Origin of the sequence: Humitalea rosea, from assembly GCF_003253705.1 — a bacterium.
Lineage (GTDB): Bacteria > Pseudomonadota > Alphaproteobacteria > Acetobacterales > Acetobacteraceae > Humitalea > Humitalea rosea.
Genome location: NZ_QKYU01000004.1, coordinates 136,660 through 147,661, shown reverse-complemented (window position 1 = coordinate 147,661; position 11,002 = coordinate 136,660). Strand labels below are relative to the sequence as shown.

Genomic DNA, 11,002 nt, shown 5'->3' with positions numbered 1-11,002 from the left:
CGCTCCCTATTGGGTTCCATCGTTCTTAACTCAGGCCCGCCGGGCCGCGCAGCATGCTTCTTCGGAGTCGGCACATGGTTGCACACACTGCGGTCGAGAAATCCCTCCTGCGCGCCGCCATCGCGCGGGCCAAGCGCCGACGCCGGGCGCGGCAGCTTGGCCTTGGCCCCCGGCTGTCGGACCTGGTGGCCGCGACCGTCGGCTCCTGGCGATTCGTGGTGTTGCAGTCGCTGCTGCTCAGCGCCTGGCTGGTCGGCAATTCCTGGATCGGGCCAGGCGCCTGGGACCCTTATCCCTTCATCCTGCTGAACCTGCTGCTGTCGTTCCAGGCGGCCTATACCGCGCCCATCATCATGATGAGCCAGAACCGCCAGGGGCGGATCGACCGCCACCGCGCCTTCGCCGACTACCGCGTGAACATCCGGGCGGAGGCCGCCATCGCCTTGCTGCACGAGAAGATGGATCTGCTGCGCGAACAGCAACTGCGGGAGATGACGGCGATGCTGCACGAGACGCTGGAACGCCTCGCGGTCCTGGAGGCCGCGAGGCAGATCAGCGGGCCAGCAGCCAATCCCCCAGGCCCGTGACCAGGGTCTGTGGGAACAGGGTGATCAGCACGATGGTGAGCACCAGCATCGCGAAGAAGGGCAGCGAGGCGCGCGCGACCTCGCCCTGTTCCTTGCCGGTCATGGTCTGCATGACGAAGAGGTTGAAGCCGACCGGGGGCGTGATCTCGGCGATCTCCACCAGCAGCACGATGAAGATGCCGAACCATACGAGGTCGAAGCCCGCGTGCTGGACGATCGGGATGACGATGGAGGTGGTCAGCACGATCATCGACACGCCATCGAGCGCGGTGCCGAGGACCACATAGACCACCGCCAGCAGCGCGATGACGCCATAGGGGCCGAGGTCGAGGGCCGCGACCCCCGCGGCCAGCGCGCCAGGGATGCCGGTCAGCGCCATCGCCTTGGACAGGAAGGCGGCGCCGGCCAGGATGAACAGGATCATGCAGGACAGCCGGGTCGCGCCCTTGAGGCTGTCGAGGAAGCTCTCCCAGGTCAGCATTCCGGTCACCGCCGCCAGGATCAGCGAGCCGGCGACGCCGAAGGCCGCGGCCTCGGTCGCCGTCGCCCAGCCGACGAACATCGAGCCGATGGTGGCGATGATCAGCAGCGCGCAGGGGATCAGCTGCGCCGAGGCCCGCATCTTGCCGCCGAAGGACAGCCGCGGTTCCGGCGGCGGCTGCTTGTGCGGGTTCAGCATCGCCCAGACCGCGATGTAGCCGGAGAAGAGCGCCATCACCACAAGCCCGGGCAGGCAGCCGGCGATGAAGATGCGGATGATCGAAACCTCGGCCGCCACCGCATAGACCACCATGATGATCGAGGGCGGGATCAGGATGCCGAGCGTGCCTGAGGTCGCCAGGCTCCCGATCGAGACGTCGTCGTCATAGCCGCGCTTGCGCAGCTCCGGCAGCGCGATCTTGGCGACCGTCGCCGAGGTCGCGGCGGAGGAGCCGGAGACCGAGCCGAAGATGCCGCAGGCGAGGATGTTCACATGCAGGAGCCCGCCAGGGATGCGCCGAACCCAGGGGGCGAGGCCGTTGAACAGCTCCTCCGACAGCTTGGTGCGGAACAGGATCTCGCCCATCCAGACGAACATCGGCAGCGCGGCCAGGGTCCAGGAGCCGGTGGATTCCCACATGGCGCTGGCAAGGAACGGCCCCGGTTCGGGGTGCACCGTCGCCATCGCGATCCAGCCGATGGCGGCCAGCGACATCGAGATCCAGAGCCCAGTCCCCAGCAGCGCGAAAAGCAACACAAGCAGCAGAAGCGAAAGTTCGAGAAGTTCCAAGGCGATCAGACCTCCGCCGAGAAATCGCCGCGCGCGGCGCGGGCCTCGGCCTCGAGTACGTAGTTCGGAATTTCGCCACGCAGCACCCGCACCGCCTCGTCCAGGATCGCGATCAGCAGCGTGCCGGCCCCGATCGGCATGGCGAGCTTCGGCACCCAGAGCGGGAAGGCGATGGTGCCCTGGGCGACATCCTCGATCTCATAGGAGAACAGGACATCGGCAGCGGTGTACCAGACGATGGTACCGACGACGATCACGGCCAGGGACAGGGCCATGCCCTCCAGCACGCGCTTGCCGGCGGGGCCGACCAGGGAAAACACCATGTTGACCCGGATCAGCTCGCCGCGCCGGAACGTATGGGCCAGGGCGAAGAAGGCGGTGGCGACGCAGAGATAGGTGGTCAAATCATCGGCGCCGACCAGCTGAAGCCCTGCTTCGCGCATGCCGACCTGGGCCATCATCATCGCGAAGATACCGAAGAGGCAGAGCGAGGCGAGGCCGGCGCTCGCGATGTAAAGCGCGTCGAGCGCCCGGCGCAGCACCCGCTCAGGCTCCGGCGCGATAGGCGGCGATCAGCTTCTGGCCATCCTCGCCGGTGCGGGTCAGCCACTCGTCCACCATGCTGGCGCTGACGCGGTCCATACCGGCCAGCAGCTCCGGCGTCGGCTCGGACACCGTCATCCCATGCGAGGCGAGGGTGGCCTGCGCGCTGGACTTGGCGGCTTCGGCGGCGGCCCAGCCGCGGGTTTCGGCGGTGGCCGCGGCCGCACGGACGGCGGCCTGGTCGGCGGCGGACAGCGCCTCAAGCGCGCGGCGCTGCACGAATACGGCGTTGCGGGTGAAGGTGAAGCCGATGGGCGTGAAGACCTTCACATAATCCCAGGCCTGGGTGTCCACGCCGGTCGCGGCGGAGGTGACCATGGCGTTGACGATGCCGGTCGCGAAGGCCTGCGCCACCTCGGCCGACTGCACCAGCGTGGGCGCGGCGCCGACCGCGGTCGCGAAGCGGTTGGTCATGGTGTTGTAGGTGCGCATGCGGGTGCCGCGCAGATTCTCGATCGTGGCGACCGGGTTCGGCGTGTAGAAGCCCGACGGCGGCCAGGGCACCATATAGAGCAGGGACACGCCCTGGCGCTGGAAGCGCGCCTCGATGTAGGGGCGGGCGAGGTCGGCCAGGCGCTTGGCCTGGGCGAAGGTGGTGACGAGCTGGGGTATGCCGTCGACCTCGAAGAACGGGTCCTCGTTGCCAAAGGCGGAGAGCAGGATCTCGCCGAGCTGCACCTGGCCCTGCTGCACGCCGCGCTTGATCTGCGGCATCGGCAGCAGCGAGGCGTTGCTGTGCAGTTGCACTTCGAGGCGGCCACCGGTCGCGGTCTTCAGATCGCTGAGGAAGGTGACGATATTCTTGGTGTGGAAGTTCCCGTCGGGATAGGCGGTCGCCATCTGCCAGGTCGTGGTCGCGGCCTGGGCAAAACGCGGCATGAAAGCCGCGGCGGCGAGACCGGCCCCGGCCACCAGAGTCTGGCGGCGGGTGAATTGGGTCGTCATTTGAAGGCTCCCACAGTTTTCTGGATGTTCAGCGGCCAGTATCAGCGACGGCGGGAGGCCGCCGCAAGGGGCAAGGCAAGCGCCGCGGACGCCGGGGCCACGGCCTCGTCACGCCGATGCCGCCGGCTTGGGCGGCATCTGCCCCACAATAATGCGCGTTTGCGCGCGGCGCTGTGCTCAAGCCGCGGTGACGAAGGCACGCAGGTGTTCGGCTTCCTGTTCGATCTCGCTCATCCGCACCTTCACGAGGTCGCCGATCGAGACCATGCCGGCCAGGCGCCCCTCGTCCAGCACCGGCAGGTGCCGGATGCGGCGATCGGTCATCATGCCCATCGCCTCGGTCACGCTCGTCTGCGGCGTGACCGTATGCAGACCGCGGGTCATCACCAGCGAGGCGCGCTGGGCCAGCGCCGCCGCCCCGGCTTGCGCGAGATGGCGCACGATGTCGCGCTCCGAGACGATGCCGACGAGCGCGCCCGCGGCATCCAGCACCAGCACCGCGCCGATGCGGTTGGAGGCAAGGGTCGCCGCGATCGTGCCGAGGTCATCCTCGGGCCGGACGGTGACGACGTTGGAGCCCTTCTGACTCAGGATGGTGGCGATGATCATGGATGGTGGCCTCCCGGCCGCCCGGCTTGCGATGCCGGATGGTAGGGAAGCCTGCGCCATCGCATTACATACATGCAAGATATTCACTGTGCGGCGCAGCATCCGCGGTGCCTCAGACCGCCTCGGGCACCTTCGGCAAGGCCTGGACCGCAAGCTGGGTCTTCACCAGCCCGGCGAAGCGGCCATCCATCTGCACCAGCTCCGAGAAGCCGCCGCGCTCGACGATCTCCCCGCTCTCGAACACCAGGATCTCATCGGCATCGCGCACGGTGGAAAGGCGATGGGCGATGATGAAGGTGGTGCGGCCGTGCATCAGCGCCGCCAGCGCCTTCTGCACCCGCGCCTCGGTCGCGGTGTCGAGCGCGCTGGTCGCCTCGTCCAGGATCAGCACCGGCGGGTCCTTCAACAGGGCGCGGGCGATCGCCAGCCGCTGCTTCTGCCCGCCCGAGAGGGTGGAGCCGCGTTCGCCCACGGTGGTGTCGAGCCCCTTCGGCTGGCGCAGGATGAAGTCCCAGGCCTCGGCCATGCGGGCCGCGTGCTCAAGCTGCTCGGGCGTGGCATCCGGGCGGCCGACCAGCAGGTTCTCGCGGATGGTGCGGTTGAACAGCATGCTGTCCTGGAACACCACGCCGATGTGCCGGCGCAGGCTGTCCAGGGTCAGGTCGCGCAGGTCGTGGCCATCCAGCGTGATGCGCCCGCTGCTCGGGTCCCAGAGCCGTTGCAGCAGCGCCATGCAGGTGGATTTGCCCGCCCCGGTCTGCCCGACCAGGGCGATGGTGCGGCCGGGGGCGGCGGTGAAGGTCACCGCGGTCAGGATCGGCGGGCCGCCGGGATAGGCGAAGCCGACATCCTCGAAGGCCACCGCGCCCTGGGCCTGCGGCAGGTCCAGCGCGTCCGGCCGTTCCGGCACCGTGGATTTGGCCGCCAGGATGCCGAACAGCTCCTCCAGCCCCGGCATCTGGAACACGAGGCGCGCGAGGAAGGCGACAGCCCCCTCCAGCCGCCCGATCAGCAGGGTCGCGAGGCCCATGAAGGCGACGATCTCACCGACGCTGGCCGCCCCCCGCATGTGCAGCACGGTGCCGAGGATGAAGATGGAGATGACGCAGATGGTGCTGGCCGAGCGCGTCAGCACCGAGACGATCGCCCACCAGGTCAGCACCGGATACTGGTTGTCGATCACCTGGCGCATGATGTCGCCGAACAGCCGCGCCTCGGCCGAAAGCCGGGTGAAGGCCTGCACCACCATCACATTGGCCAGCGTGTCCTGGGCGGTGCCGGCCAGCCGGGAATGCAGCTGTTCGACCCGTGCCTGCGCTTTCTCCGTGCGCTTCACCACCATGGTCGCGACCACGCAGAACACCGCGACCAGCACGATCAGCAGGCTCGCCAGCCGCCAGTTCATGAACAGCGTCAACGGCAGCAGCACGATCACCGCGAACAGGGTCGTCAGATGCTCGCGGAAGAAGGACAGCCAGAGCGAGAACAGATTATCCGTGCCGACCAGCATCACCTTCATCAGCCGCCCGGTCTGGGTGTCGCCGTGGAAGGAGAGCGGCATCGCCAGCACATGCTGGAAATAGAGGTGCATGATCCGCAGCCGGTTGCGATGCGCCATGCGGTCGGCCAGCAGCGCGGTCGCGACGCCGGCCACGATGCCCGCCAGCCCGACCGCGGCCCAAAGGCCGAGCAGGGTGGTCGCCTCCATCCAGACCCGGTCGGCCGGCATCACATCGGTGCGGGAGAGCAGGTCCACCACCCGCCCGAACAGCACCGGCTCGAGGAAGGAGAGCCCGGCCAGGGCCAGGCTCGCGAAGGCGAGGAACCAGGCGACGCCCCGGTCGGGCGCAAGCAGCGCCAGAACCTGCCGATAGGTCGCGATGAAGCGCATGCCGCCCTCCTGTGATCCGCGCCCACAGCGCGCCGTGCCGCGCCGCGGTTGGACGCCACCTTATGAAGCCTTGCAAGACGCCACATCCTTGCGGCAGGAGAAGGGCAGAGGTGGAAGCCCCGGGCGCCAACAGACCCGAGGCCACCTGGGGATGGAAACACCATGACGTCAAACGACCGTTTCGGCCGCCGCATCGTGCTCGGCGCCCTGCTGGCCGCACCGCTCGCATCCCCGGCGCTGGCCCAGGGCCAGTACCCGATGCGGCCGGTCCGCCTCGTGGTGCCCTTCGCCCCGGCCGGGACCACCGACATCGCCGCGCGGATCCTGGCGGAGCGGCTGCACGCGCGCCTCGGCCAGCCCTTCACCATCGACAACCGCCCGGGGGCGGGCGGCAACATCGGCAGCGACGTCGTCGCCAAGGCCGATCCGGATGGCTACACGCTGCTGATGCAGACGATCTCCTCGGGCGCGATCAACTACGGGCTCTATGCGGGGCGGATGCCCTACAAGCCCGAGGATCTGGCCGCGGTCGGGCTGATGCTGCGGGTGCCGAATGCCATCTTCGTCACCAATGCGCTGCCGGTGAACACGCTGGCGGAGCTTGTGGCCTATGCCAAGGCGAACCCGGGCAAGCTCAACATCGGCTCCTCCGGCGCCGGCACCAGCCTGCACATGACCGGCGAGTTGCTGAAGCTGGAGGCCGGGATCGAGATGACGCACATCCCCTTCCGCGGCGCCGGGCCGATGCTGGCCGAGGTGATCGCCGGGCGTGTCGAGGTCGGCGTGGACAACCTGCCCTCGGTCATCGGGCATCTGCGCGACGGGCGGCTGCGGGCGCTGGCGGTGACGACCGCGACCCGCACCCCGGCACTGCCGGAGGTGCCGACGACGGCCGAGGCGGGATTCCCCGGCGTCGAGGCGACCGCTTGGTTCGGCGTGCAGGCGCCCGCCGGCACGCCGCGGCCGATCCTGGACAGGCTGGGGGCGGCGATCGATGCCATCGTCAAGGAACCCGCGACCGCGGCGAGGATCGCCGAACTGGGCGGGATGCCGCCGGCGCTGACCCCGGATGGCGGCACGACCCCTGCCGCCTTCGCCAGCTTCATCCGTTCGGAGATTACAAAATGGGGAGAGATCGTTAACCGCGCCGGTGTGAAACTCGAGTGACGACAGGGCGCCCCGGGGTTGCCTCCCCGGGGCGCTGCGTCCACCAAGGCGCAAACCCGCCGAGGATTCGAACATGACCTTGATCACCCGCCGCACCGCTTTGGCCGCTGCCGCCACGGGGGCCCTTGCCGCTCGTCCCATGCGGGCCCAGGCCCAGGGGCAGTGGATGCCCAGCCGTCCGGTCCGCCTCGTGGTGCCCTTCAGCGGCGGCGGGGCCACCGATGTCACCGCCCGCATCCTGGCCGAGGGGCTGAGCACCCGGCTCGGCCAGCCGGTGGTGATCGACAACCGGCCAGGTGCCGGCGGGACGATCGGCGCCGATGCCGTCGCCAAATCCGATCCGGACGGGCACACGCTGCTGATGTGCACGATCGGCACCGCCAGCATCAACCGCTACCTCTATGCCCGCCTGCCCTACAATCCGGACACCGATCTGGTCGCGGTCGCCAATGCCAATGCGGTCGCCAATGGCGTCATGGTGCATCCGACGGCGATGCCGGCGCAGGATTTCCGCAGCTTCCTCGCCCTGGTCAAGGCCAACCCGGGCAAGTTCAACTACGCGACCCCGGGCAACGGCACCTCCGGCCACATGTGCGGCGAGCTGCTGAAGGTGAAGGCGGGCATCGACATCGCCCATGTCCCCTATCGCGGCAGCGCCACCATCATGGCCGACCTGCTGGCCGGCCGCGTCGAGATCTCCATCGACAATTTGCCGGCCTACCTGCCGCATATCCATGAGAACCGGCTCCGCATCCTGGCCGTCACCAGCAAGGACCGGTGGTTCGCGGTGCCCGATGCCCCGACCATCATCGAGAGCGGCGTTCCGGGCTTCGAGGCGGTGGCCTGGTTCGGCGTGCAGGCGCCGGGCCGCACCCCGAAGCCGATCCTCGACCGCCTTGGCGCGATGATCGTGGAGATCTGCAACGAGCCCACGACGATCACCCGCTTCCGCGACCTCGGCGCCGAGCCGATGCCGATGGGCGCGAGCGACTTCGAGCGCTGGATCGCCTCGGAGAACACGAAATGGGCCGAGGTCGTGCGCGTCTCGGGCGCCAAGCTCGACTGAGCTAACCGAGGCTTCGCCGCCACCCTTCCGGCACATGCCGGAAGGGCAGGGCGGCGAGGTCGAGCGAGGCCGGCCCCGGGAAATCCGCCTCCACGATGGCGCTGCACAGCGGCGCCATCGCCGCCCGGAAGTGGTTCTTCCCCTTGTCGGCCAGCAGCCGCACCCGGGTCAGGTCGATCCCGTGCAGCGCGAAGAAGCCCGGGTCCACCGCCGCCTCCTTGCGGCTGGTCACCACCACCCGCAGCCGCCCGGCGCGCAGCAGCGCGGTCGGGCCGAGGTCCACCGTGGTGCCGCGTTCCATCGGGCCGGTGTTGACGAAGCGCCCATCGGTCAGCGCCTCCACCACGCCCGCGAAGGGCATGGGCGGGCCGAAGGCGTCGGTGACCTGCCCGGCGAGCGGGCGGTCGATCGCCCCGCCCACACCCGCCGCGATCGCCGCCGCCACCGCCGCCGGATCATGCAGGAAGGCCAGCACCGTCTCGACCGGCGGATCGCGCAGCAGATGCAGCAGCCCCGGCGTATCGGCGATGCCGCCCGAGAGCGGGTTGTCGGCCGGGTCCAGCAGCGCCACCAGCCCTGGCGGCGAGGCGAGGGCCGTGGCCAGCGCCGCCTCCGGTCCCGGCAGGCTGACGGCGAAGCGGGGCAGGCGGGCGGCGAGGGAGGCGATCAGCCGCGCCGCCGTGGCCTCGGCGGCCGCCGCCGTCTCGGCCCAGACCATGGCCGAGGGGCCGGCATAGGGTGAATCTCCCCAGGCGAAGCCGCCGAACGGGCTGGCGTCGCGGACCGGGCCGGTCTCGCTCATGCCCGCCTCGGCCCAGACCTCGGCCATCGGCCCGCCGGCATCGCGCATGTGGAAGGAATGCAGCACCTGCGGCAGCTTTCGGATCGCGCCATGCAGCGGCGCGGCACCGGACAGCGCGCGTTCCAGCAGGGCCAGCGCGCGTGTCGCCGCCGCATCCATGTCCACATGCGGATAGGTGCGATAGGCGCTGGCGCCATCGAGCAGCATCGCGATCTCGGGCGCCATATTGGCATGCATGTCGAAGGAGGCGGTGACCGGCACCCCAGGCCCCACCGCCGCCCGCACCGCCCGCAGCAGGGTCAGATCGGCCTCGGGGTCGGAGGCGGTGACGCAGGCGCCATGCAGCGACAGATAGACGCCATCGGGCGGTGCCGCGCGCAGCGCCGCGGTGACCTCGGCGATCCAGGTTTCAAAAACCTCATCCGCCATCTTGCCGCCGGGCTGGGCGGCGGCGCAGCGCAGCACCTGCGGCGTCCACTCCGGCCGCGCGGCGAACCAGGCGCCGGCGGCACCAAGTTCGGTGGCGGTGCCGGCCTGGGCGGTCATCGCCGCCGGGCCATCGGCCCATTCGCGGCCACGAAAGGCGTCCCATCCGGTCGGGGTGGGGGTGAAGGAATTGCCCTCGAACCAGAGGCGGGCGATCGCGATCTTTGGCATGATCCCAGCCTAACCGGCTGCGGCCATCGCGCCAGCCCGCCCGGCGCGTGCTTTGCATGGCCGGGGCCTACCGCCGAAGCTGGAGCAGCCATGGCCGCGCGCCGAAAAATGAACCTGGTCGCCTATCTCAAGGCGGGCCCCTCCACGAGCTACCCCAGCACCTGGCGGCATCCCTCGGCGACGCTCGACGATCTGTTCGAGCCGGAGCGCTGGGAACACATCGCGCGGGTGATGGAGGCGGCCTGTTTCGATGCCTGCTTCTTCGCCGATGGGCTCGGCATCCCCGATCTCTACAAGGGCAGCTACGCCGACTATGTCGGGCGCGGCGGGCAGCTCAGCCTGCTCGATCCGATGACCCTGCTGCCGATGATGGCGCGGGTGACGACGCATCTTGGCCTTGGCGTCACCCTCTCCACCAGCTTCACGCCGGCCTACCTCATCGCGCGCTACCTCGGCTCGCTGGATCTGCTGAGCAAGGGCCGCGTCGCCTGGAACGTCGTCACCACCGCGCGCGACTTCGAAGCCCAGAACTGCAACATGCCCGGCGGGCTGCCGCCCAAGGACCAGCGCTACGACATGGCCGATGAGGTGATGGAGGCTTGCGACGCGCTGTGGAACGGCTGGGACGATGACGCGCTGGTGCTGGACAAGGCGAGCGGCGTCTTCGCCGATGCCGCCAAGATCCGCCCCGCCGATTACGCCGGGCGCTACGTCAGCACGCGCGGCCCGCTCTCGATCCCGCGCAGCCCGCAGGTGCGCCCGGTGATCATGCAGGCGGGGTCCTCGCCGCGTGGCCGTGCCTTCGCCGCGCGCTGGGCCGAGATGCTGTTCTGCGCGCCGGCGACCAAGGCTGATGCGATGGCCTTCCGCGCCGACATGCGCGCCCGCGTCGCCGCCGCCGGCCGCCCGCCGCAGGAGTGCGCGGTGCTGCCCTCGATCACCGTGGTGGTGGGCGAAACCGAATCGATCGCGCGGGAGAAGGCGGAGTTCCTCGAATCCCTGGTCGATCCGGAGCTGGTGCTGGCCGCCAGCTCCTGGTCCGTGGTCGCCGATCTCAGCAAGATCGACACGCCCGAGGCGCTGGATGCGCCCGGCAGCAACCAGGGTGTGGCGGGCCATCGCGACCGGATGATGCAGGTCGCCCGCGACAAGGGCATCACCTTCGCCGAGGCGGTGCGCCGCCCCCGCGCGCTGCTCGCCGGCACGCCGAAGATGATCGCCGATGAGATGGAGGACTGGTTCACCGCCGGCGCCTGCGACGGCTTCATCCTGCCCCCCACAATCTTCCCCACCACCTTCGAGGAGTTCGGGCGGATGGTGGTGCCGGAGTTGCAGCGGCGCGGCCTGTTCCGCTCTGCCTATACCGGCAGCACTTTGCGCGAGAACCTGCGCAACCCCGGATAGC

The 11,002-nt window shown here is 69.6% G+C and carries 10 protein-coding genes; 4 read left to right on the top strand and 6 right to left on the bottom strand.

What is annotated here, in order from left to right:
- The first annotated feature begins 74 nt into the window (after nt 1-74).
- Nucleotides 75-587 (top strand): DUF1003 domain-containing protein, encoded by a 513-nt coding sequence (locus tag C8P66_RS04980; protein WP_211314031.1) that lies wholly within the window; start codon nt 75-77, stop codon nt 585-587.
- On the opposite strand, the gene C8P66_RS04975 is transcribed toward C8P66_RS04980, so the two are convergent.
- The 5 genes from C8P66_RS04975 to C8P66_RS04955 all read right to left on the bottom strand — a co-directional run bounded on the left by C8P66_RS04975 (nt 553) and on the right by C8P66_RS04955 (nt 5,905).
- On the bottom strand, nt 553-1,857 hold the full coding sequence (locus C8P66_RS04975; protein WP_111397048.1) for a TRAP transporter large permease: 1,305 nt from the start codon (nt 1,855-1,857) through the stop codon (nt 553-555). The genes C8P66_RS04980 and C8P66_RS04975 overlap by 35 nt on opposite strands.
- A 5-nt stretch (nt 1,858-1,862) precedes the next feature.
- Nucleotides 1,863-2,399 (bottom strand): TRAP transporter small permease, encoded by a 537-nt coding sequence (locus C8P66_RS04970; RefSeq protein WP_111397047.1) that lies wholly within the window; start codon nt 2,397-2,399, stop codon nt 1,863-1,865.
- 4 nt (nt 2,400-2,403) lie between these two features.
- A complete protein-coding gene (locus C8P66_RS04965) occupies nt 2,404-3,405 on the bottom strand; it encodes a TRAP transporter substrate-binding protein (protein WP_111397046.1) in 1,002 nt (333 codons plus the stop codon).
- A 177-nt stretch (nt 3,406-3,582) separates the two neighbouring features.
- Nucleotides 3,583-4,014 (bottom strand): CBS domain-containing protein, encoded by a 432-nt coding sequence (locus C8P66_RS04960; protein WP_111397045.1) that lies wholly within the window; start codon nt 4,012-4,014, stop codon nt 3,583-3,585.
- Nucleotides 4,015-4,126: 112 nt separating this feature from the next.
- Nucleotides 4,127-5,905: a glucan ABC transporter ATP-binding protein/ permease gene (locus tag C8P66_RS04955; protein WP_111397044.1), complete on the bottom strand. Its 1,779-nt coding sequence runs from the start codon at nt 5,903-5,905 to the stop codon at nt 4,127-4,129.
- Between the two features lie 162 nt (nt 5,906-6,067).
- Between C8P66_RS04955 and C8P66_RS04950 the strand changes: the two genes are divergently transcribed.
- Nucleotides 6,068-7,072, top strand: coding sequence for a tripartite tricarboxylate transporter substrate binding protein (locus C8P66_RS04950; protein WP_111397043.1), 1,005 nt, complete (start codon nt 6,068-6,070; stop codon nt 7,070-7,072).
- Nucleotides 7,073-7,145: 73 nt separating this feature from the next.
- Nucleotides 7,146-8,138 (top strand): Bug family tripartite tricarboxylate transporter substrate binding protein, encoded by a 993-nt coding sequence (locus C8P66_RS04945; protein ID WP_111397042.1) that lies wholly within the window; start codon nt 7,146-7,148, stop codon nt 8,136-8,138.
- A 1-nt stretch (nt 8,139) separates the two neighbouring features.
- Here the strand turns inward: C8P66_RS04945 and C8P66_RS04940 are convergent, their stop codons facing one another.
- The gene (locus C8P66_RS04940) at nt 8,140-9,597 is read right to left on the bottom strand and encodes a M81 family metallopeptidase (RefSeq protein WP_111397041.1); all 1,458 of its coding nucleotides are present in this window, start codon (nt 9,595-9,597) and stop codon (nt 8,140-8,142) included.
- A 90-nt stretch (nt 9,598-9,687) separates the two neighbouring features.
- Between C8P66_RS04940 and C8P66_RS04935 the strand changes: the two genes are divergently transcribed.
- Entirely contained in the window at nt 9,688-11,001 is a 1,314-nt protein-coding gene (locus tag C8P66_RS04935) for an NtaA/DmoA family FMN-dependent monooxygenase (protein ID WP_111397040.1), read from the top strand.
- Nucleotide 11,002 lies beyond the last annotated feature (1 nt).

What these genes read in the sequence shown, in the direction of transcription:
- C8P66_RS04980 (WP_211314031.1), top strand. Translation starts at nt 75, where the DNA reads ATGGTTGCACACACTGCGGTCGAGAAATCCCTCCTGCGCGCCGCCATC.
- C8P66_RS04965 (WP_111397046.1), bottom strand. Translation starts at nt 3,405, where the DNA reads ATGACGACCCAATTCACCCGCCGCCAGACTCTGGTGGCCGGGGCCGGT.
- C8P66_RS04960 (WP_111397045.1), bottom strand. Translation starts at nt 4,014, where the DNA reads ATGATCATCGCCACCATCCTGAGTCAGAAGGGCTCCAACGTCGTCACC.
- C8P66_RS04955 (WP_111397044.1), bottom strand. Translation starts at nt 5,905, where the DNA reads ATGCGCTTCATCGCGACCTATCGGCAGGTTCTGGCGCTGCTTGCGCCC.
- C8P66_RS04950 (WP_111397043.1), top strand. Translation starts at nt 6,068, where the DNA reads ATGACGTCAAACGACCGTTTCGGCCGCCGCATCGTGCTCGGCGCCCTG.
- C8P66_RS04945 (WP_111397042.1), top strand. Translation starts at nt 7,146, where the DNA reads ATGACCTTGATCACCCGCCGCACCGCTTTGGCCGCTGCCGCCACGGGG.
- C8P66_RS04940 (WP_111397041.1), bottom strand. Translation starts at nt 9,597, where the DNA reads ATGCCAAAGATCGCGATCGCCCGCCTCTGGTTCGAGGGCAATTCCTTC.
- C8P66_RS04935 (WP_111397040.1), top strand. Translation starts at nt 9,688, where the DNA reads ATGGCCGCGCGCCGAAAAATGAACCTGGTCGCCTATCTCAAGGCGGGC.